The following is a 19,112-nucleotide window of genomic DNA, read 5'->3' as shown; positions in this document are numbered from 1 at the left end:
TGCGGTGACTCGTGGGGGAGCCGCTTCAGCGGCGATGCTCTTTCCCCATCCCGCCAAGGCCTTCAACAAAGCCCACCATTCACCGCGAGGACTTGCCGCGTGATGTACCCGGCCTCCGCACTCACCAGGAAACGCACCGCCGCGGCCACTTCCTCCGGCGTGCCGGTCCGTTCCATCGGGATCGCCTTGAGGATCTGCTCCACCGGCACCTCCGGTTCGAGCATGTCGGTGTCGATCAGGCCCGGCGCGACACAGTTGACGGTGATCCGGCGCTTGGCCAGTTCCACGGCCAATGCCTTCGCGGCGCCGATCACACCCGCCTTGGAGGCACTGTAGTTCACCTGGCCACGGTTGCCGATCAGGCCCGACACCGAGGTGATGCATACGATGCGCCCGGGCGCGCGCCGGCGGATCATCGGCATCACCAGCGGATGCAGCACGTTGTAGAAACCGTCCAGGTTGGTCCGCAGCACCTGGTCCCAATCCTCGGACGTGAGCCCGGGAAAGGCACCGTCGCGAGTGAGGCCCGCGTTGCAGACGACGCCGTAATAGGCGCCGTGCGCGGCGACATCGGCTTCGAGGGCGGCCGCCGATGCGGCGCGGTCCGAGATATCGAATTGCAGTATCCGCGCGGCACGGCCTTTCCCTGCGATATCCGCCTGCACGGCTTCGGCTTCCTCGCGCCGCGAACGGCAGTGCAGGACGAGGTCGTAACCGGCGTCGGCGAGGTTCATCGCGATGGCGCGGCCGATGCCGCGGCTCGAGCCAGTGACGAGGATGGTATCGGTCATGGTGGGGTTCCCCTGGAATCGAGGCTGTTGCGTGGATCGAGGAAGGGCGCTGGATCGGGCGGGCTGAAAACGGTCAGCCGGGCCTCCGCGTGCATGCCCGGCGCGTCGATGCGACAGGTGAAGGCACCCATGCCGTCGTCGTCGTGGAAGTTGCGCACGGCTTCGACAGCCAACCGGGTGCCCGGTGGAAAGGCGTCGACATCCGCGCGATAGGCGCGCGTGCCGAGCAGGAATCCCGGCCTCACCGCGCCACCGGCCGTCAGTACCTGGCACCCGTTCCATGCCGCGATGGCCTGGGCCATGAGTTCCACGCCGGTCCAGGCGGGAAGGCCGGTGGCCTGGACGAAGGCGTCGCCAGGACGTACGACCCGTTCGCACACGATGCGTTCGGCGTCCCATTCCACGACGCGGTCGAGCAGGATCATCCTGCCGGCGTGCGGGAGCAATCGATCGATGGACCAGGGGATCATGTCGCGTCCGCCAGGATCAGGCTCGCGTTGTTGCCGCCGAACGCGAACGAATTGCTCATGAGGTGGCGACGGCCCGCCGGCAGCGTGTCGCCGATTCGCGTGAAGGCGAGGGACGGCAGTGCCGGATCGGGCTCGCCGTCCCATGCATGCGGGGGCAGGCGCCGCCACGGGTCGGTGAGCGCGAGCCAGCAGAACGCGGCTTCCAGGGCACCTGCGGCACCCAGCGTGTGCCCGGTCAGCGCCTTGGTCGATGAGCAGCGCACGGGACGCGCGAAGGTGGTGGCCATCGCGTGGCTTTCCATCGCGTCGTTGTGCTCGGTGGCGGTACCGTGCAGGTTCACGTAGTCGACGCTATCCGCGGCGATGCCCGCCGTCGACAAGGCGCGGCGCATCGCTTCGCTGGCACCGCGCCCATCGGGTTCGGGCGACGACATGTGGTGGGCGTCCGAACTGGCGCCGCCGCCGAGCATGACGACCGGCGCGGCGTCACGGGTCATCAGGAACAACGCGGCGGCTTCGCCGATGTTGATGCCATCACGCGAACGGGAGAACGGCAGGCAGCGTTCGGGTGCCATGGCTTCCAGTGCATGGAATCCATTCGTGGCGAGGCGGCAAAGGGTATCGGCGCCACCACAGATCACCGCATCGCACAGGCCGAGCCGAAGGAGCCGCTGCGCGCTGAGCAGGGCGCGTGCGCCCGAGGTGCACGCGGTGGAAATGCCGTAGCAGGGGCCGGCGACACCCAGCCACTCGGCAAGAAAGGCGGCCGGTGCCCCGAGTTCCTGGTCGCTGTAGCGGTAATCGTCGGGCCATGCGCCGTCCACGCCACGCGCGGCGATGCCGCGGGTCGCTTCCTCGATGCCGGTGGTGCTCGTGCCGACGACCACGCCCACGCGGGCGGCTCCGAAGCGGGCGATCGCGGCACGGATCTCCGTTTCGATTTCCCTGGCCGCGAGCAGCAGCAAGCGATTGTTGCGCGTGTCCCGCCCCTCCATGCCGGCGGGTACGGGCGGCAGCTCCGCCGTCACTTCGCCCAGCGGCAAGGTGCGCGCGGGCACCCAGCCATCGAGTGGCCGGAGACCGTGTGTGGATGCGTGAAACAACGCATCGGCCACCGCGGCCTTGCCCGCGCCCAGCGAACAGGCAACGCCGAGCGCGTTGAGGTACGTCGTGTTCATGCCGGGGAGAGCGGCTTGCGCGCGGCCACGTTCACCAGGGTTTCCTCGCGCTCGCCGGGCGGGGGCGGCGCCTTGATGCCCCAGCGTTCGAGCAGGCCGAAATCCTTCGACCGGCTCCACCAGAGGTAGGGCAGGGAAATATTGCTTTGGTCGAAGACGAAACCCCGGGCGCGCAGCATCGCCATGTATTCGTCGGCGCTCTTCTGCACGTGCATCGGATGGCGGAAGAACCAGCGGATCACCCAGGTGTCGATATAGGCGCGCGTGGATTCGGCGAAGAGCAGCAGTCCGCCCGGCTTCAGTACGCGCCAGAATTCGTCGAGGGCGCGTTCCTGTTCCACCAGGTGATGGAAGGTCTGGTGGCAGAACAGCACGTCCACGCTGGCATCGGGCAGGTCGATGCTGGCGCAGTCGCCGAGCATCAGCTTCGCCTCGATGCCTTCGCGTTCCGCTTCCCGGGCCGACAAGGCGATGCTGTGCGGGTCGGCGTCCAGGCCCACGATGCGGGCGGGTGCGAAGGCATCGCGCAGCAGGCGGAACGAGCGGCCCTGGCCGCAACCGACATCGAGCAGGGTGCCACCTCGTGGCAGCGGCTCGCCGGCCAGTCGTTTCAGGTCGTTGATGGCGACCCGTAGCACGTGGTGCTGCCAGGTATGCGTGCGCAGGAAAACGAAACCGATCCGGGTTTCCTCGACATAGGTGGCGCTGGCGTACTTCATGGCGTGCTTCCCGCGGAGCGGCGTGCGAGGCGACGATCGACGTCGTCGGTGAACACGGTGGGCGAGACCAGTTGCATCTCTCCGTCGACGAGGCTCACCGCGACCTGGATGGTGCTGGCACGGGTGAGGCGCTCGCCGCTGGCGGCATCGCTCAACGTGTAGTGGATCTTCAGGCGGTTCTGCCACTCGACCAGTTCGGCGCGCACGCGCAGGATCTGTCCGAAGCGTGCGGCGCGGGCATAGCGCAGTTGCAGGTCGATGATGGGCCAGGCGTAGCCGGTCTCCTTCATCCGCCTGTAGTTGTGGCCGAGGTCGTCGAGCAGCGCGCAACGCGCGATCTCGAGGTACTTCACGTAGTGGCCGTGCCAGACGACGTCCATGGAGTCGACGTCGAAGAAAGGGACGGTCACTTCGATCTCGGCGGCGAGGATGCCGCTAGCGCGCATGGGTTGCTCCGTTCGTCTCGTGCCAGTACGGGTGGAAATTGAACCATTGCAAGGGCGCCTCGAGGCAACGCTCGCCGAGCCACGCGGCATAGTCCGTCACCGACCTGGCGATGGCCGCGTCGCGCGACCCGCGTTCCCAGCCGGCGGCATCGGCGAAGTGGCGCAGGTGGATGCGATAACGGCCCCGGTGTTTCAGGCAGCAAACGAGATTCACCGGGCAACGCAGCATCGCCGCCATCAGCCACGGACCTTGCGGGAAGGCCGCGGGGGCGCCGAGGAAGTCCGCGTCGACGACGCGGCCGCCATGTTGCGGCACGCGGTCGCCGGCGATGGCGATCCATTCGCCTCGCTCCAGGCGCTGCGACAGTTCCAGCATCGCGGAGGTGTCCAGGTCGCCCACGTGCATCAGGCGCAGCCGCTTGTCGCCCGATTCGCCAAGCAGCCGGTTGAAGTGCGCGGCGCTGGGCAGGTGCATCAGGACGTTCAGCGCCACGCCCTCGCCGAGTTCGGCCATCGCACGGCATACGTCGAGGTTGCCCAGGTGGGTGCAGACCAGCAGCTGCCCGCGCCCACCGGCCAATAGCGCATCGCGTACGCCATCGGGATCGTCCATGTCGATCGAGGCGAGGCGCAGCTTGCCGCGCCAGACATCGAAGCGGTCGAGCATGCATTCGCCGAAGGCCAGGTACTGGGCGAACACGGCACGCGAACGTGGGAAGAGGCCGGCGCGCCCGCTCCATGCGGCGAGGCGCCGCTGGTAGTCGCGCACGTTGTGTCGCGCCGCGCGCCCGGTGACGAAGAAGTACAGCACGATCAGCTGGATCACGGGCGTGACCACGCGCCGGCCGAGTAGCCGCACGGCGATGGCGGTGAGCTTGATGCCGAGGAAGTTGCCGCGCTCCTTCTGCGCCGCCCAATGCACGTTCGCCGTCGCCTCAGGCATGGGTGGCATCCAGGCGAAGATGGGCCGAGGAGACGGCTGCGTCGTCCATGCGATAGGCGAAGTGAAGGCGCGCGGTATCGCGGTCGTGGCGCAGGACGAGACGGACCCGGTCGCCGGGGCGGAGCAGCCGCTGGAACTTCAGGCCGTCCACGGCACGGCAAGTGCGTGATGTGCCCAGCCGCGGCGCGGCCAGGTCGAGCGCCCAACCGACCTGCAATACACCGGGCAGCACCGGCGCATCGGGGAAGTGGTCCGCGAAGCAGGCGAGGTCGAGCGGCAGTTCGAGGTCGATCGTGCAGGTGTCGCCTTCGCGGCGCTCGCCGAGCACGATGGGGGTCTCGGGCAAGGGAGCGCGCAGCAGCGCATCGACGCCGGGCGATTCCGGCAGCGTATCGACGAAGCGCCAGACCAAGGGCGTCGACAGGGCGTCGTCACCGGCCGCGTACTGGCCGAGCTCGTTGACCAGGCCCTCGCGGCCGTGACGAAGCAGGGCCAGCCGTCCAGCGGTGCCCAGCGCGACCACCATGCCCGGGCCCCGCTTTCCTGCATACCCGCCCGCCGCCGCGGCGACCCATGGATGCGAGGCGAGCCGTCGCGCCGCATCGTCCATCGGCGCCTTGTTGATCCGCCGGCGAAGGCGCTGGCGGAGTATCCACTCGCCCAGGAACAGCGCGCCCATGACGGAATAGGCGAGGATGCCGTTGTAGAACGTCCACCATGAAAGCGGCCCCCACTCGGCGAGCACGCCGGAGGCGGTGCCGTTGAGCGCGAAGAACGCCACCCATACCCAGGTCACCCGGCGCGTATAGCGGACGGCCACCGGTGGCAGGTCCGGTTCGCTCACCCGGGCGATGCGCTCGATCATCGGCGGTCCGTATTTCAGGCTCAGGCCGAAGGCCGCCAGCAGCAGGGCGCAGATCAGGCTGGGGTACCAGCGCAGCAGGTGTTCTTCGCCGCCGAAGGCGAGCACGGCGCAATAGACCAGGGTGATGCCGAGCATCCAGCGCCCGCCTGGCTGGCGCAGGAGCGCGGGGGCGCGGACGAGCCAGAGGCTTCCGAGGATCAAGCCGAAGACCGGCGTCGACACGTGATCCATGCCGAAGTACACGATGAACGGGTACAGCACGCCGACGATCAGGAGGACGAGGTCGCTCAGCTTGCGCATGCGGGCCCACTCGCCTGGACGTAGAGGGCCAGGCTGCGCACGGTTTCGAAATGGCGCCGCGCGTCGCGCGAATCCGATGCGATCTTCAGGCCATAGCGGTTTTGCAGGGCGAGCGCGAGTTCCAGCGCATCGACCGAATCCAGCCCGAGGCCCTGGCCGAAAAGCGGCTGGTCCGGGGCGATGTCGTCGACACCCAGGTGTTCCAGGGCGAGCGTGTCGATGATGAGGCGGGCGATATCCCGCTCGAGGTCGTTCATGCCTTGAGTTCCCTGGCGTAGAGGGCGTGCAGGTGTTCGTTGAGACGTCGGGAGGCTATCGGCGCGGGAGTACCTTCGCTGAAGCCCTCCACGGGAATGTCGTCACCCACGCGCAGATGCATGCGCACGCGGCGGTGCGGGACGCGATACCACGGCTCGGCCTTGGTCAGCGTGGTGGGCCGGACGCTGATGAACACCGGCGTGACCACCCGCGCCCCGCGAACGGCGATCGCCGCCGCGCCACGGTGGAACACGGGGAATTTTCCCGGCGTGGTCCGCGTGCCTTCGGGGAAGACGATCAGCGTCTGTCCTTCGCGCAGCACGTCGGCCGCGCGCTCCAGCATGTCCGCGCTGCCGTCGTTGCTGATGTACTGCGCGACGCTCACGGGCCCGCGCATGCAGGGGTTCTTCCAGAGGCTGTGCTTCACGATGCAGTTGGCATCGGGCACGTGGCCGATGAGGTAGACCACGTCGATCAGCGAAGGGTGGTTGGCGACGATCATCTGGCCGGGGCGGCCCAGCTTCTCCAGGCCTTCGAAGGAATAGTTCACCACGCCGGTCCGGTACATGAACTGGGCATGCAGCCAGAAGGCGTGGCCGACCGTGCGCCGGGCGCGCCGCCGGCGCACGGCGGGCGGCCCTGGCCAATGCAGGACCACGGGCAGGATGAGCAGCCGCAGCAGCACGCCGCCGACGCCGAACAGCGCGAAGCTGAGCGCGGTGAAGACGAAGCGCCACGCCCAGGCGTCGCGGCGGCGGCTCACGCTATCGGCTGCCAGGTCCATCGTCGTGTCTTCCACGGGTGGTCGAGGGTCGCACCATGGTGCAGGGCGCGGACGAAACGCAAGGCGTGCGGCTCACCGGCCGCCGGCGTGGCGCCGGTGTTTTCACCGAGCGACAGGCGCCAGCGCGGGCCGTCGCCTGCCAGCGACACACGCAGTGCCAGCGTATACGAGAAGGGCACGTCGTCGATCCACCCGTCGTAGGCCTTGGCGGGGAGCTCTTCGGCGACGACCACGATGGCGGCGGAAGCGCCCTCGGCCAGCAGGGTCGCGGCCTCCACGACGGCGTGCTCGAAGGTGTCGTCCTCGCCGGCGATGGCCACCGATTCGCCGCGCTGGCCGCGCAGGATGGACCATTGCCCGGCGATGGCGTTGTGCACGGACAGGCCGAACCGCGTCGGTGACAGCGGGGCTTCGCGGCCGATCTCGTCGAGCATGGCGAACGTATGGGTGGTTTCGCCGTGGCGAGAGGCGAACACGAAAGGCAATTGTTCGTCGTCGCCGCACAAGGGCCACGCGGTGTGCATCACGATGCGCGCCAGCCTGCTGAGACGGCGGCGTTGCATCGCCGGTACGAAATCGCAGGCAGGCTGTTCGCCACGATCGACGACGGGGTGCGGAGCGGCGGCCCATGCCGCCCAGTCGGCGGCGTCGTCGATGCCCGGCGCCCAGGCACGCCACGCGTCGATGTGCAGGTCGATCATGCGTTGTCCCCGTCGAAACGGCGGATCACCAGCGCGGCGCAACTCCCGCCGAAGCCGAAGGTATTCGAAAGCAGGCTATCGATGCGTGCCGCGCGTTCGCCCTCGATGAGCGGAGCGTCGGCGAAGGCGGGATCGCGTTCGCGTGGCGTGGCACCGCCAAGCAGGACCTCCCGTTCCATCATCGCGATCGCGGCGATGGCATCGAGCGCACCCGCGGCGGCGGGCGCGTGGCCGATGAGGCCCTTGATCGACGACATCGGCGGCACCGGGTGGCCGCGATCGCCGAAAACGCGGCGCAGCGCCTCCCATTCGGCGAGATCGCCCGCGACGGTGGCGCAGGCGTGCGTGTTCACGTAGTCCGGCAGGGTGCCGGCGAGGTCGATGGCCTGGTGCATGGCTTCCGCCATGCCGTCCGCGGCGGGGCTGATCATGCCGTCCGGATCGGAGGCGGCGCCGTAGCCCGCCATCTCGGCGAGGATCGTCGCTCCCCGTGACAACGCGTGTTCCAGCGATTCCAGCACCAGCACGCCGGCGCCGCCGCCGAGCAGGATGCCGTCGCGGTCGATGGCGTAGGGCGTGGACACGCGCTCCCCGGCCACGCTGGTGGAGGAAAGGGCATTCATCACGTCGAAGCACATGGCGGCCTTGTCATGCAGTTCCTCGGCCCCGCCACACACCACGATGTCCTGGCGGCCGAGCTGGATCAGTTCCATGCCCTGGCCGATCGCGTGCGTGGCGCTCGTGCAGGCGGAGCCGACGGTGAATCCGCGGCCGCCGAATCCGAACGCATGGGTGAGCGTGGCCGATACCGCGCTGCCCATGCTGCGCGGCACGATGAAGGGTGACAGCCGGGATATCCCCTTGGCGTGGAAGACATCCAGGCCGGCCTCGTACTCGCTCAACGCCGCGGCACCGCCCATGACGATGCCGACATCGCGTTCGCGCACCCGCGCCTCGTCGAGCTTCGCCTCGGCCAGTGCTTCACGCGTGGCGTGCCAGGCGAACTCGGCCGCCTGGGGCAGGTAGCGGCGCAGCTTGCGCGGTGGCGGCTCCAGCGCGGACAGGTCGACGGGCGCGGCGACCCGGCAGCGCATGCCTAGCGCCTCGAAGTCGTCCCTGTGACGAAAGCCCGCACGGCCCGCGCGCAATCCCTCGAACAGCGCATGCCGGCCGGCGCCGAGGCAGGACACCGCGCCCATGCCGGTGACGACGACACGCCGCATCAGCGATGCGCCTTGAAGATGAGCGAGGTGTTGATGCCGCCGAAGGCGAAGTTGTTGTTCATCACGTGGTCGGTCTGGATGTCCCTTCCTTCGCCGGTGAGGTAGTCCAGTGCCGCACACTCGGGGTCGGGCGTGTCGAGGTTGATCGTCGGGGCGAACCAGCCGCCGCGCATCATCTCGATTGCCCACCAGGCTTCCAGCGCGCCGCAGGCGCCCAGCGTGTGGCCGACGTAGCTCTTCATCGAGCTGATCGGCACGCCGGCGCCCAGCACGTCGGCGGTGGCGTGGCTCTCGGCCACGTCGCCGCGATCGGTGGCGGTGCCATGCGCGCTGACGTAGCCGATCGCGGAAGCCGGCAATCCCGCATCCGCCAACGCCAGGCGCATGGCGCCCGCCATCGTTTCCCGCGTGGGTTGGGTGATGTGCGCGCCGTCGGAATTGGTGCCGAATCCGACGACTTCGGCATAGATTCGCGCACCGCGCGCCAGTGCGTGTTCGTATTCTTCGAGGATCAGCGTGGTCGCGCCTTCGCCGACCACCAGGCCGTCGCGCCCGGCGTCGAACGGTCGGGGCGTGAGTTCCGGCGTATCGTTGCGGGTGCTGGTGGCGAACAAGGTGTCGAACACGGCCGCGCCCGGGCCGGAGAGTTCCTCGGCGCCACCGCACAGCATCAGCGTCTGCTTGCCTTGCTGGATCGCTTCGTAACCGTAGCCGATGGCCTGGCTTCCCGAGGTACAGGCGCTCGAAGTGGTGATCACCCGGCCCTTGAGGCCGAAGAACACGCCCACGTTCACCGCCGTGGTGTGCGCCATCATCTGGATGTAGCTGGTGGCGGTCACGCCCTGCATCGAGCCGGTTTCCAGCATGTGCCCCACGGTACGGGCCGGCTCGATACTGCCGCCGGACGAGCCGTAGGCCACGCCCATGCGGCCATCGGCGATGCGCTCGTCGTGAAGCAGGCCGGCATCCGCGAGTGCGCGTTCGCTGGCGGCGACGGCCAGTTGCGCCACGCGGCCCATCGAACGCACGTGCTTGCGCGACCAGTGCGTGGGCAGGCTGAAATCGTCCACCGGTGCGCCCAGGCGGCCGTTGAGCTTGTCGAAGTAGTCCCACTCGCCCATCCGGCGCACGGCGTTATGGAACCGGCGCAGGCGCGCCTCGATGCCGGCCCAGTCGTGGCCAAGCGGCGTGATGCCGCCGATGCCGGTGACGACGACGCGTTTCATCGTGCGATTCCCCATGGAATATGCGGTGGTGTTCATGCGTTGGATTTCTTTGGTGCGGGGACGCTTACCGGTGCCAGCAGCGCGGTGAAGCCGATCCCGAGGAGCAGGGTAAGACCGAAATGCCGGAGGGCGGGCATCGTGCTGAGCGCGAGCAGCCCGAACGAGAGCAGGGCCGTGACGGCCGATAGCAGCACGCCCGCGTAGGCGGCCCCGGGAACATGGGCGGCATGGGGTTCGCCTTCGCGGAGGAAGACGGCATAGTTCGCGCCGATGCCGAGCACCAGCATCAAGGCCATGATGTGGAACAAGGTGAGCGGTTGGCCGAGATAGCCGAGCGCGGCGACGCTGAAGACGATGCCGGCGGCCGGTGGCAGGAGCACGCGCCAGGCGGCCCGTGGCCCGTAGCGCCAGGCGAAGGCCAGGCCGACCAGCGCCAATGCCGCGCCCAGCCAGATATCCGCGTAGCCGCGATAGCGGCCGAACAACAGGGAGATGCCGGCGGGCTTGTCGACCAGCGAGACGCCGGGCAGGCCTTCGGCGGCCGTGCGCAGCAGGTTCACGTCGTCCTGGCCCTGCGGCAGCACGATGCTGCCGGTGCCATGCTCCCCGCTCATCCACAGGTAGTGGAAGGGCATGTATGCGGGCGTCCCGAGCCAGTCGTCGAGGGTGAACGCCCTGCCCGGGAAGGTGGCCTCGTAGGCGTCGGCCGCCTCGGCCTTGAAGCCCGCCGTCACCATGGCGGAGCGGACCTTGCCATGGCATTCGTCCGCGATTATCGGCGCACTTCCTGCTTCGTCCGATTCGCGCGCAGGCGCGCTCCCACAGAAGAGATGGGAGACGGCGGCCAGGTTGTCGCGTTGCCGTTTCATCGAGGGCAGCATCGTGGTCACGCTGGTCCAGCCGCTGAGCTTGCCGTCATCCCGCCACTTGCCCAGGCGACCGGTGAGTGCTTCCTCGCGTTGCAGTACCTGCTCGGTGTCCTTGCCTTCCACCAGCCAGAACTGGCTGCCGCCACCGAAACCGGCGATGTCACGGATCGCGACCGTCTGCGCTTCGAGCGACCGCGGCGGCGAGATGAGCAGATGGATGTCGTCGTCGTGTCCGAGGCGCAGCCAGCCGGGAAGGGCGAGCAGCGCCAGCACGGCGATGGCCACGAGGGCGTGGCGACCCGAGGCGATGCGCTGCCAGCCGAGCGCCAGCCGCACCAGGGAAGGGGCGAGCGGTGCACGTGCCGGCTTCGCCGCCAGCACCGGCAGCAGCCAGAACACGCTGGCGCAGGCGACGGTCATGCCGGCGATGGCGAAACAGGCCATCTGCCGCAAGGCGGGAAAGGGTACGAGCGCGAGCAGCGCGTAACCCAGCAGGGAGGTGGCCAGTGCCAGCAGCAGCGCCGGGCGGACCTGCCGCACGCCGTGCCCGGCGTTCCATGCCTGGCCTGCGTTGGCACGCGCGCAAAGGTACTGGATCGAATAATCCACCGCTTCGCCCAGCAACGCCGCACCGAAGACTAGGGTCAGCAGGTGTAACTGGCCGAACACCAGCACCGTGGCGACGATGGCGCCGACCACCCCGAGCGCGGTGGAGACGAAGGCGATCAGCAGTGGCCGGAGCGAGCGGAATACGAACAGCAACAAGGCCGCGATGCCGAGCGACGAGGCGATGCCGACCACATGCGTATCCCGTTCCGCGCCGGCACGCGCCGCGGCGGCATAGAAGATCGCTCCGGTGCGCAGCAGTCGTGCATCAGGATGCTTCGCCGCCATGGCCTCTTCGGCCTTGGCCAGCGCCGCCAGCGCCTGGTGCTGCACGGTGTCGTCGTATGACGAGCCGTTGAGCGTGGCGATCACCAGGACATGGCTCCCGTCGTCGCGATGCGCGACGAGCAGGTCGTCCTCGGGCACGAGGACGGCGCGGTTCCATGGCTGGCGGTCGAGCCAGTGTTGCAGCCAGCCGAAGGGATCGTCGGTGAGTTTCGCGCCTGCGTTCGCGCCGAAAGGTTCATTCAACCGCCGCTTCAGCGCGGCGACGGGATCGAAGCCCGGCGCCGCGATGGCGGCGCGATCTTCCGCCGTCAGCAGGTGGAAACGGAACGGCAGGAACGGGGTGACGAGCTGGTCGAGGTCGAAGGGCGGCAGTTCGGCGACGACCGAGGTGAAGGCGGGATCGTTGCTTAGCGTGGCGCCCAGCTCGCGCGCGGCGTCCTTGGCGGTGCCGTCGTCGGCGCTGCCCACCAGCAGCACCATGCGGTCCCCGCTGGACTTCGCCAGCCGTTCCACCGCGTCTTCCGCCAGGGGATGGCGCTCGGTGGCTGGCAGCATGGCCAGCAGGTCGGTCTGCAGTGGGGAGACGCCGCGGCCGAACAATAGCCAAGCGCACAGCACGCAGGCCGCCAGCGCGGTGAAGGCGAACAAGCCGGCACGCACCGCGGTCGGAACCTGCCTCATGGGACGCCGAGCACCTTGGCTTCGAGCAGGGTAAGCGGCCCCGCGTCGCGCGTGTCGGAGAAGGCGATGTGGGTGCGTTCGCCATTGGCGAGCTCGACCTCGATCGACTGCAGGAAGGCGTCGCCCTTCAGCGTGATGCCGGCCAGTACGCGGGCCATGCGTGCCTGGCGCGGTGCGAATCGCAAGGTCCAGCGTTCCGGCGAGCCCTCCTTGGTGACGCTGAACTGGCGCATGGCCTCGGTCGATTGCCCGGCGAGCAGTGACTGCAGCATCGCCGAGACCTGGCTGACGCCACGATTGCCGTCGCGAACGCGTTCGAGCCTGCCTTGAGCATCCAGCCGCGAGGTGCCATCCGTGGTGAGCACGAGGTTGTCGTCGAAAGGCTCGCGTGTGTGCCAGAGCATGCCGTGCCCGACGACGAACAGGAGTTCGCCATGGCTGACCTGGGGCTCCGCCAGCGCGGGGTTCTCGCGGCTCTGGGTGAACGTGGCGCGCACCTGGGCGTGCCGGGCGAGTTGCGCCAGGATGTCGTCCACGGCGGCGGGCACCTGGGCCCGGGCGGCGAACGCGCAGAACAGCGCGGCGAGGACGATCAGGCGGCGCATCGGGGGTTCCTCCGGCCCAACCTGCGAAGGAGCAGGCGTGGCATGCGTGGCAGCATGCCGAGTAACAGGCGGGTATGCATGGCGGTGATGCGGACGTTGTCGTGCCACATGCGAAAGTGCGACAGGCCGTCTTCCGGATAGATCACGCGCGTCGGCACGTTACGCACCGGCACGCCGCGCCAGAAAAGCCGCACCGCGATCTCGGTGTCGAAATCCATGCGCGCCGGAAGCGGCTTGCGCGCGATTTCGGCGGATGTCTCGGCGAGGGGATAAAGGCGGTACCCGCACATGGAATCGTGGATGTCGAACGAAAGCGTCTCGGCCCACACGCAGGCATGCGTGAGGTAACGGCCGTACAGGCGCGCGCGCGGCACCGTGTCGTCGTAGATCGGCTTGCCACAGATCATCGCCTCCGGGGTGGCGCGTGCCTCGGCGAGGAAGCGCGGCACATCGGCGGTGTCGTGCTGCCCGTCGGCGTCGATCTGCAGCACATGGCTGTAACCGGCCGCGTGCGCGGCGAGGAAGCCGGCGGTGAGGGCGGCGCCCTTGCCCGCATTCTCGGGCAGGCGGATCAGGCGAAGCTCGTCGCGGCCGGTGACCAGCGCGTCGAGGATGTGGCGTGTCTCGTCGTTCGAGCCGTCATCGACGATCAGCACGGGCAAGCCATGCGCCGCCAGGGCGTTCGCCGTGGCGGCGATGGTTCGGCCGTGGTTGTAGATCGGTACGACGGCGCAGGGCGCGAAGGAGCGCGCCGCGGCATCGCGCGGTCCGGGCCTGCCCGCCATCGGTCCGCTCAGCGGGTGAGCAGTGACTGCACGGTGGCGACGACGTCGCCGACCGTACGCACGCTCTTGAAGTCCTCGGGCTTGATCCGGGTGCCGGTCATGTCCTGGACCTGGATCGCCAGATCGATCGCGTCGATGCTGTCCAGTTCGAGATCGGTGAAGAGATTGGCTTCCGGAGTCACCTTGCTCGGGTCGATCTCGAAGGTCTCGTGCAGGACCGAGCGGAGGCGAGCGAGGACGTCGTCGGAGGTAAAGGTTTCAGCTGGGATCGCGCTCATAGCTCGGTAAGTCCATTTCATCCCCGGGGTCGCGCAGGCCCGCGCCCGAGAGGGCAAACGGAAACGAGCGCCACCATCGAGGCGACGAAGGTGATCGGAATGCTCTGGTTGTCGCCGCCATCCGGCGGCATTCCCCTGAACCCAAAAGCACCGTGTAGGCAAAGCCTTACAAGAGTGCCCGGGTGTGGAAAGTGTAGCAGATCGAAGCCCGGAACATGGGGGCGGTGCGAACCGCCCGGAGTGGAAGCCGCCCCTGATAGGAGCCGGCCTGGGTGGGAGCCGACCCTGTCGGCGATGAGTGCTTGCCTCAGTCTGGCCCGCTGCCGCGGGATCGCCGACAAGGTCGGCTCCCACCAGGCCGGCTCCGCTGGCTCCTTGCCAACCTCGGGTGCGTCCGGACGCGGTGGCCGTCCGGACGCCGTACCGTCCGCGGACACGTACCGGTATCGCGGACGCTCCGCACGAAGCCCCGTGGAATGCGCCTTCCAGCCCGTTGCAGCGGTTGGCACGGCCCTTGCGATACCACTCTCGAAACCTCTTCATCCATCGTCCTGGAGAACGACCATGAAATTCGAGACCGTCATGCTGAAAACCTTCTTCGTCGCCGCCGTCCTGACCTGCCTTTTGACCCTGGGCGCGATGGTGACCGCGCCGTCGGCCGCCGTGACAGCCACGAACCTGGTCGCCGCGGTGCCCTGAACGCCAGCCGTGGCGCTTCAGGTATTCACGAATCGCATCACCATTGCACGCGAGCCATCCAGTCCCGAGATCTGGCCCGACACCAGGATGCCCCGCTCGCCTTGCATCGCGAACCCACGACGGATCTCGGTATGGGTTGGTTCGTTGAAGAACACGAAGCCATCCAGGTCACCGAACGAGGTATCGAGGGCTCCGGAAGCGAGGTAACGGCCGATCAGGATGCCATCGGAGATCAGGCCGCCACGGTTACCGACCGCGATGAGGTGCCCCTCGCTGTCGAATCCGCCCGTCTTCAGCCACGAAGGGCTCACGGCCGCCGTGGTGTAGAGAATTTCGCCGTCATTGAATGCGCGGTTCGGTTGACCCGTCGAGTCCACGCCGGCAAGGAATCCGCGAAGTTCATGGTTCTGTTCGGGGACCGCATTCATGCCGACGACGATGAACGCCCCTTCGTCAGCGGGGATGAGGTCGTCGAGGGAGCCCACAGCGGTGTGACCGGATTCGGTGTTGATCGGTATCGCGAAGTTCCCGTCGACGCCGAATGAACCGTCGATACTTCCGTCATCGAAGTAGCGGCGAACGAGCAACATGCCGGCGTATTGGCCTGCCACGACGAAAGCGTGACCCTGGGCATGACCGCACTGGACATTCTCTTCTTCCACCTGGCCGGGGAAGCTGCTCAGAGGGAGTATGCCTCCCCCGTTCAGCGTCATATCCCATTGCCCGTTGGCCAGCAATCGAAGGATGACGCCTTCGATCTTCGCGTTCTGCCTGTGTCGGCGTTTGCCCACGACCAGGATGCGCCCGTCTTCCAATGGGGTCACCGTTGCGTGGATGAGGGCGTGGAATTCCATGTCCAGGACAGCCAGGCCGCCGTTCCCGAACGTCTCGTCACGAACGCCCTGGAGATCCACCATCGCGAGTGCGTGGACGATCGAGTCTTTCAGCGACGTCGTCAGGTGCACGAGGATATTGCCGGTCGGGTGCATGTAAACATGTACGGCCTCCGCTCCGATCGCCGGAGTTACCAGGCTCAGGCCCTCGGTGCCGAAGCTGGCATCGACGGACCCGTCGGCACGCAGTTTCATCACGAAGGCGCTGTTCTCATCCTTGCCCGTGCGAATGCAACTGCCCGAGACATAGACCGTGTCGTCGCGCGTGTCGCTGGTGACGCCGTATGCCCTCATCAGGTCGAATCCGGGGGCGGAAAGGACGGTCATTCCGTTGTCGCCGAACGTCGGGTCCAGCCCGCCGGCCCGGTTCGAACGTGTTTTCGATGCATTGCCATTCACGGCGTCGCTCCCTGGCCGTCCATTCCATTCATGTGCCGCGATCCATCTTCAAAGGGGCTGTACGTCGTCGGCCTGCAAGCCTTTCTGGCCTTGCACCACGATGAACGACACCCTCTGTCCTTCCTTCAGGGACTTGAAACCCGGCGACTGGATGGATCGGTAGTGCACGAAAACATCGGCACCCGTTTCCGGCGCGATGAAGCCGAATCCCTTCGCGTCGTTGAACCATTTGACCGTGCCGTTCTGCCTTCCGTTGTTCATGATGCATCCACTCCCTGGGTTGTCGATGGCGGGCTCGAATGTAACCGCCGCATCCAGCGTATGCCCGGCCTCGCCCCGCCGGTAGGCGAGGGCACCCGTCCAGATGGCGTAATCCCGAAACGAAAGAAGCCGCCGGATCGCGCCGGCGGCTTCTTCGTTGCCCATTATGCGTAGTGCTTACTGCCCGCGCATGCGGCCCTGGAAGCGCGGTGCGCCGTTGCCCATGTGGGGCAGGCGGATCTTGCCGATGGCGCTGATGCGCTCTTCCGCCATGCGGTCCGCGGCCTTGTAGGTCGGGATGTTGTCGCGGGCGGAGATCTCGAAGATGCGGCCGACGTTGTAGTAGATCGTGCGCATCATGCGCATGGCGCGCTCGCGGTTGTAGCCGTCGATCTCCAGCGAGACGTTCATCACGCCACCCGCGTTCACCGCGTAGTCCGGGGCGTAGACGATGCCACGACGTGCGACTTCGTCGCCGATGGCGTCGGTGGCGAGCTGGTTGTTGGCCGCGCCGCAGATGATCTTCGCCTTGATGCGGTCGATCGTCTGCTCGTTGATCGTGCCGCCAAGGGCGCACGGGCTGTAGACATCGGCGTCGACGTCGTAGATCTCGTCCAGGCCCACGGCCTCGCACCCGAGTTCGTCGACACAACGCTGCACCGCGTCCTTGTTGATATCGGTGACGAACACCTTCGCGCCCTGCTCGCGCAGCAGCTTGATGAACTCGCTGCCCACATGGCCGCAGCCCTGCACGGCGTAGCTGTACTTGCCGACGTCTTCATTGCCGTGCTTGCTCTGCAGCGCGGCCATCAGGCCCTGCAGGGTGCCGAACGCGGTGAACGGCGAGGGATCGCCCGAACCGCCATGCACCTGGTGCACGCCGGTGACGTATTCGGTCTCGCGGTAGACGTATTCCATGTCGTTGACGTCGATGCCCACGTCCTCGGCGGTGATGTAGCGGCCGTTGAGCGAGTTGACGAAACGACCGAAGGCGCGGAACAGCGCCTCGGACTTGTCCTTGGAGGGATCGCCGATGATCACGGCCTTGCCGCCGCCGAGATTCAGGCCGGCCACCGCGTTCTTGTAGGTCATGCCACGCGACAGGCGGAGCACGTCGTTGACGGCGTCCTGCTCGGTCTTGTACGGCCACATGCGCAGGCCGCCCAGGGACGGGCCAAGCACGGTGTTGTGGATCGCGATGATGGCCTTCAGGCCCGCGTCCTTGTTATGGCAGAAGACGACTTCTTCGTGGCCCGTGTTGGCGATGGTTTCGAAAATCATCGAACGCTAACTCCAGTGTCAAGCGGCAGCAGCACCGCCCTCTAGGTGAAAACCGGCGGTGGGGACCACCGGTGGATGATTGTGACCGTCCAAAAAAATCGCCCCGGCCTGCGAGGCGGGGGCGATATGTCGTGTCAGCTGCCTAGTTTAAACCGTTGCGGCGCTCAGTGTAGGTGCGGCGCAGCACGGCCTCAGCGGTGCCAGTGCGGATCCCGGTACCATGTCTCCCGTTCGATCCGCCAGCCGTGGCCATAGGGGCGCCAGACCGGCGGCCGGTAGACGTACCCGGGGCGCCCCGCGTACCAGTGGCCGCCTACCCAGACATAGCGCCCGCCCGCCCAGTTCCAGTAGCCGGGCGCCCATACGTAGCCCACCCGGGGCGGCGGAACGCGCTCGAAGCGCGGCGGCGGCGGACGGTTGCTCACGGTGACCGACACATATTCCCTTGCGGCGGCGGGGGGCGTGAAGCTCGCGGCGCCGACAGCCAGGCCGAGGGCGGCGACGGCGGCGAGGGTGCGGGTCAGGGTCGTCATTTCTTGCTCCTCCGGGACGTCCGCGGATGCGGATTCGTGCGCCAGAACGCGAGCTCCGGGGCCAGGGTTGACCACCGCCCGATGCGAGCGTTCAGGTTCGTGAAAAGCCCGGATGCGGGATAATCCAGCCGGCCCTCCTGATCGGTTCTCCCATGAAACCTCCTCGCCGCTTCGGCGTCCGCACCATCGCGACCCTGCTGGGCATCCGTGTCGCGTATCGGCTTGGCGGCCGCCTTTTTCCCAAGCGGACCGTCGTCCATGCGGCGCGGGTCTTCCAGACGCCGCTGCCCAGCAGCCGCGAGCGCGCGGCAAGCGCCCTGGCGGCGATGACGGCCCGCCGGGAGCCTGTGGAGGTCGACGGCATCCCGATCGCCACGTATGTCTGGGGCGATCCGTCGACGCAGCCTTACGTCTTGCTGGTGCACGGGTGGTCGAGCATGGGCTTGCGCTGGGAAAACTGGGCGGCTCGCCTTCTCGCCCGTGGTTGGGCTGCCGTGGCCTTCGACCAGCCAGGACATGGGCATAGTGGAGGCACGTTGTGCACGCTGCCCGATTTCGCCCGTACCGTAGGCGCGATAGGGCGCCATTACGGCGATGCCGAGGGTGTGGTCGCCCATTCGCTGGGTGGCGCGGCGGTCACGCTGGCGTTGGACCAGGGATGGACCGCGAAGCGTGTCGTGCTGATCGCGCCCGCCGCCGATCCGCAGGCGGCGACACGACGATTCGCGCGTTTCGTGCGACTGGGCGAACACCTGAGGCCGGCATTGCACGATGTGCTTGCGGAGCGCACGGGCGTCCGTATCGACGATCTGCACATCCGCCACCACGCACCGAAGCGGGCCCAGCCCTTGCTGGTCGTGCACGACGTGTCTGATCGCGACGTGCCGGTGGGCGAGGGTGAGCTGTATGCCAGCCTCTGGCCGGGGGCGAGGTTGCTCAAGACCGACCGCCTCGGCCATCGCCGCGTGGTGGACGACGAAGCGGTGGTGGCGGCCTCGTTGGCGTTCTTGGCGGACTGATTTCATCGCGG

General features: G+C 67.7%; 22 protein-coding genes. 2 read left to right on the top strand and 20 right to left on the bottom strand.

The window, feature by feature from the left end; all coding sequences use genetic code 11:
- Positions 1 to 62: 62 nt before the first annotated feature.
- Genes fabG through ACR9Y6_RS09215 form a run of 16 tightly spaced genes read right to left on the bottom strand, consistent with a single transcriptional unit; the run spans position 63 to position 14,016 of the window.
- Entirely contained in the window at positions 63 to 791 is a 729-nt protein-coding gene (gene fabG, locus ACR9Y6_RS09290; protein ID WP_426287200.1) for a 3-oxoacyl-ACP reductase FabG, read from the bottom strand.
- Positions 788 to 1,261, bottom strand: coding sequence for a hotdog family protein (locus tag ACR9Y6_RS09285; protein ID WP_481281027.1), 474 nt, complete (start codon positions 1,259 to 1,261; stop codon positions 788 to 790). Before ACR9Y6_RS09285 ends, fabG begins: the two co-directional genes overlap by 4 nt.
- Positions 1,258 to 2,439: a beta-ketoacyl-[acyl-carrier-protein] synthase family protein gene (locus ACR9Y6_RS09280; protein ID WP_481281026.1), complete on the bottom strand. Its 1,182-nt coding sequence runs from the start codon at positions 2,437 to 2,439 to the stop codon at positions 1,258 to 1,260. The genes ACR9Y6_RS09285 and ACR9Y6_RS09280 overlap by 4 nt, the downstream gene beginning before the upstream one ends.
- Positions 2,436 to 3,158, bottom strand: a complete 723-nt coding sequence (locus tag ACR9Y6_RS09275) for a class I SAM-dependent methyltransferase (protein ID WP_481281025.1) — start codon at positions 3,156 to 3,158, stop codon at positions 2,436 to 2,438. Before ACR9Y6_RS09275 ends, ACR9Y6_RS09280 begins: the two co-directional genes overlap by 4 nt.
- Entirely contained in the window at positions 3,155 to 3,604 is a 450-nt protein-coding gene (locus tag ACR9Y6_RS09270; RefSeq protein ID WP_481281024.1) for an acyl-CoA thioesterase, read from the bottom strand. The genes ACR9Y6_RS09275 and ACR9Y6_RS09270 overlap by 4 nt, the downstream gene beginning before the upstream one ends.
- On the bottom strand, positions 3,594 to 4,547 hold the full coding sequence (locus ACR9Y6_RS09265; protein WP_481281023.1) for an LpxL/LpxP family acyltransferase: 954 nt from the start codon (positions 4,545 to 4,547) through the stop codon (positions 3,594 to 3,596). Before ACR9Y6_RS09265 ends, ACR9Y6_RS09270 begins: the two co-directional genes overlap by 11 nt.
- A complete protein-coding gene (locus tag ACR9Y6_RS09260) occupies positions 4,540 to 5,712 on the bottom strand; it encodes an ApeI family dehydratase (RefSeq protein ID WP_481281022.1) in 1,173 nt (390 codons plus the stop codon). The genes ACR9Y6_RS09265 and ACR9Y6_RS09260 overlap by 8 nt, the downstream gene beginning before the upstream one ends.
- Positions 5,700 to 5,969, bottom strand: coding sequence for a phosphopantetheine-binding protein (locus tag ACR9Y6_RS09255; RefSeq protein ID WP_481281021.1), 270 nt, complete (start codon positions 5,967 to 5,969; stop codon positions 5,700 to 5,702). The genes ACR9Y6_RS09260 and ACR9Y6_RS09255 overlap by 13 nt, the downstream gene beginning before the upstream one ends.
- Positions 5,966 to 6,754 (bottom strand): lysophospholipid acyltransferase family protein, encoded by a 789-nt coding sequence (locus ACR9Y6_RS09250; RefSeq protein ID WP_481281020.1) that lies wholly within the window; start codon positions 6,752 to 6,754, stop codon positions 5,966 to 5,968. Before ACR9Y6_RS09250 ends, ACR9Y6_RS09255 begins: the two co-directional genes overlap by 4 nt.
- Positions 6,730 to 7,455 (bottom strand): beta-ketoacyl synthase chain length factor, encoded by a 726-nt coding sequence (locus tag ACR9Y6_RS09245; protein WP_481281019.1) that lies wholly within the window; start codon positions 7,453 to 7,455, stop codon positions 6,730 to 6,732. The genes ACR9Y6_RS09250 and ACR9Y6_RS09245 overlap by 25 nt, the downstream gene beginning before the upstream one ends.
- Entirely contained in the window at positions 7,452 to 8,678 is a 1,227-nt protein-coding gene (locus ACR9Y6_RS09240) for a beta-ketoacyl-[acyl-carrier-protein] synthase family protein (protein WP_481281018.1), read from the bottom strand. Before ACR9Y6_RS09240 ends, ACR9Y6_RS09245 begins: the two co-directional genes overlap by 4 nt.
- Positions 8,678 to 9,904: a beta-ketoacyl-ACP synthase gene (locus ACR9Y6_RS09235; protein WP_481282712.1), complete on the bottom strand. Its 1,227-nt coding sequence runs from the start codon at positions 9,902 to 9,904 to the stop codon at positions 8,678 to 8,680. The genes ACR9Y6_RS09240 and ACR9Y6_RS09235 overlap by 1 nt, the downstream gene beginning before the upstream one ends.
- Before the next feature lie 32 nt (positions 9,905 to 9,936).
- Entirely contained in the window at positions 9,937 to 12,348 is a 2,412-nt protein-coding gene (locus tag ACR9Y6_RS09230) for an MMPL family transporter (RefSeq protein ID WP_481281017.1), read from the bottom strand.
- The gene (locus tag ACR9Y6_RS09225; RefSeq protein WP_481281016.1) at positions 12,345 to 12,953 is read right to left on the bottom strand and encodes an outer membrane lipoprotein carrier protein LolA; all 609 of its coding nucleotides are present in this window, start codon (positions 12,951 to 12,953) and stop codon (positions 12,345 to 12,347) included. The genes ACR9Y6_RS09230 and ACR9Y6_RS09225 overlap by 4 nt, the downstream gene beginning before the upstream one ends.
- On the bottom strand, positions 12,941 to 13,738 hold the full coding sequence (locus ACR9Y6_RS09220; protein WP_481281015.1) for a glycosyltransferase family 2 protein: 798 nt from the start codon (positions 13,736 to 13,738) through the stop codon (positions 12,941 to 12,943). Before ACR9Y6_RS09220 ends, ACR9Y6_RS09225 begins: the two co-directional genes overlap by 13 nt.
- Before the next feature lie 8 nt (positions 13,739 to 13,746).
- Positions 13,747 to 14,016: an acyl carrier protein gene (locus ACR9Y6_RS09215; protein WP_306851401.1), complete on the bottom strand. Its 270-nt coding sequence runs from the start codon at positions 14,014 to 14,016 to the stop codon at positions 13,747 to 13,749.
- Between the two features lie 564 nt (positions 14,017 to 14,580).
- Between ACR9Y6_RS09215 and ACR9Y6_RS09210 the strand changes: the two genes are divergently transcribed.
- Positions 14,581 to 14,715 (top strand): hypothetical protein, encoded by a 135-nt coding sequence (locus ACR9Y6_RS09210; RefSeq protein WP_481281014.1) that lies wholly within the window; start codon positions 14,581 to 14,583, stop codon positions 14,713 to 14,715.
- Between the two features lie 17 nt (positions 14,716 to 14,732).
- On the opposite strand, the gene ACR9Y6_RS09205 is transcribed toward ACR9Y6_RS09210, so the two are convergent.
- The 4 genes from ACR9Y6_RS09205 to ACR9Y6_RS09190 form a co-directional block, all read right to left on the bottom strand.
- Positions 14,733 to 16,007, bottom strand: coding sequence for an NHL repeat-containing protein (locus tag ACR9Y6_RS09205; RefSeq protein ID WP_481281013.1), 1,275 nt, complete (start codon positions 16,005 to 16,007; stop codon positions 14,733 to 14,735).
- Positions 16,008 to 16,055: 48 nt separating this feature from the next.
- Positions 16,056 to 16,268, bottom strand: a complete 213-nt coding sequence (locus ACR9Y6_RS09200; protein ID WP_481282711.1) for a cold-shock protein — start codon at positions 16,266 to 16,268, stop codon at positions 16,056 to 16,058.
- A 177-nt stretch (positions 16,269 to 16,445) separates the two neighbouring features.
- Positions 16,446 to 17,549, bottom strand: coding sequence for a Glu/Leu/Phe/Val dehydrogenase dimerization domain-containing protein (locus ACR9Y6_RS09195; protein ID WP_306851397.1), 1,104 nt, complete (start codon positions 17,547 to 17,549; stop codon positions 16,446 to 16,448).
- A gap of 191 nt (positions 17,550 to 17,740) precedes the next feature.
- Positions 17,741 to 18,082: a YXWGXW repeat-containing protein gene (locus ACR9Y6_RS09190; protein ID WP_481281012.1), complete on the bottom strand. Its 342-nt coding sequence runs from the start codon at positions 18,080 to 18,082 to the stop codon at positions 17,741 to 17,743.
- A gap of 152 nt (positions 18,083 to 18,234) precedes the next feature.
- Between ACR9Y6_RS09190 and ACR9Y6_RS09185 the strand changes: the two genes are divergently transcribed.
- Positions 18,235 to 19,101 (top strand): alpha/beta hydrolase, encoded by an 867-nt coding sequence (locus ACR9Y6_RS09185; protein ID WP_481281011.1) that lies wholly within the window; start codon positions 18,235 to 18,237, stop codon positions 19,099 to 19,101.
- The last annotated feature ends 11 nt before the right edge of the window (positions 19,102 to 19,112 follow it).

The organism is Luteibacter sp. TLI7-4A (genome assembly GCF_056754745.1).
Note: the sequence above shows the minus strand (reverse complement) of the source record. Positions and strands in the feature narration are given on the sequence as shown.

Excerpts from the sequence above, each read along its gene's own strand:
- fabG (WP_426287200.1), bottom strand. The coding sequence starts at position 791 with ATGACCGATACCATCCTCGTCACTGGCTCGAGCCGCGGCATCGGCCGC.
- ACR9Y6_RS09285 (WP_481281027.1), bottom strand. The coding sequence starts at position 1,261 with ATGATCCCCTGGTCCATCGATCGATTGCTCCCGCACGCCGGCAGGATG.
- ACR9Y6_RS09280 (WP_481281026.1), bottom strand. The coding sequence starts at position 2,439 with ATGAACACGACGTACCTCAACGCGCTCGGCGTTGCCTGTTCGCTGGGC.
- ACR9Y6_RS09275 (WP_481281025.1), bottom strand. The coding sequence starts at position 3,158 with ATGAAGTACGCCAGCGCCACCTATGTCGAGGAAACCCGGATCGGTTTC.
- ACR9Y6_RS09270 (WP_481281024.1), bottom strand. The coding sequence starts at position 3,604 with ATGCGCGCTAGCGGCATCCTCGCCGCCGAGATCGAAGTGACCGTCCCT.
- ACR9Y6_RS09265 (WP_481281023.1), bottom strand. The coding sequence starts at position 4,547 with ATGCCTGAGGCGACGGCGAACGTGCATTGGGCGGCGCAGAAGGAGCGC.
- ACR9Y6_RS09260 (WP_481281022.1), bottom strand. The coding sequence starts at position 5,712 with ATGCGCAAGCTGAGCGACCTCGTCCTCCTGATCGTCGGCGTGCTGTAC.
- ACR9Y6_RS09255 (WP_481281021.1), bottom strand. The coding sequence starts at position 5,969 with ATGAACGACCTCGAGCGGGATATCGCCCGCCTCATCATCGACACGCTC.
- ACR9Y6_RS09250 (WP_481281020.1), bottom strand. The coding sequence starts at position 6,754 with ATGGACCTGGCAGCCGATAGCGTGAGCCGCCGCCGCGACGCCTGGGCG.
- ACR9Y6_RS09245 (WP_481281019.1), bottom strand. The coding sequence starts at position 7,455 with ATGATCGACCTGCACATCGACGCGTGGCGTGCCTGGGCGCCGGGCATC.
- ACR9Y6_RS09240 (WP_481281018.1), bottom strand. The coding sequence starts at position 8,678 with ATGCGGCGTGTCGTCGTCACCGGCATGGGCGCGGTGTCCTGCCTCGGC.
- ACR9Y6_RS09235 (WP_481282712.1), bottom strand. The coding sequence starts at position 9,904 with ATGAAACGCGTCGTCGTCACCGGCATCGGCGGCATCACGCCGCTTGGC.
- ACR9Y6_RS09230 (WP_481281017.1), bottom strand. The coding sequence starts at position 12,348 with ATGAGGCAGGTTCCGACCGCGGTGCGTGCCGGCTTGTTCGCCTTCACC.
- ACR9Y6_RS09225 (WP_481281016.1), bottom strand. The coding sequence starts at position 12,953 with ATGCGCCGCCTGATCGTCCTCGCCGCGCTGTTCTGCGCGTTCGCCGCC.
- ACR9Y6_RS09220 (WP_481281015.1), bottom strand. The coding sequence starts at position 13,738 with ATGGCGGGCAGGCCCGGACCGCGCGATGCCGCGGCGCGCTCCTTCGCG.
- ACR9Y6_RS09215 (WP_306851401.1), bottom strand. The coding sequence starts at position 14,016 with ATGAGCGCGATCCCAGCTGAAACCTTTACCTCCGACGACGTCCTCGCT.
- ACR9Y6_RS09210 (WP_481281014.1), top strand. The coding sequence starts at position 14,581 with ATGAAATTCGAGACCGTCATGCTGAAAACCTTCTTCGTCGCCGCCGTC.
- ACR9Y6_RS09200 (WP_481282711.1), bottom strand. The coding sequence starts at position 16,268 with ATGAACAACGGAAGGCAGAACGGCACGGTCAAATGGTTCAACGACGCG.
- ACR9Y6_RS09195 (WP_306851397.1), bottom strand. The coding sequence starts at position 17,549 with ATGATTTTCGAAACCATCGCCAACACGGGCCACGAAGAAGTCGTCTTC.
- ACR9Y6_RS09190 (WP_481281012.1), bottom strand. The coding sequence starts at position 18,082 with ATGACGACCCTGACCCGCACCCTCGCCGCCGTCGCCGCCCTCGGCCTG.
- ACR9Y6_RS09185 (WP_481281011.1), top strand. The coding sequence starts at position 18,235 with ATGAAACCTCCTCGCCGCTTCGGCGTCCGCACCATCGCGACCCTGCTG.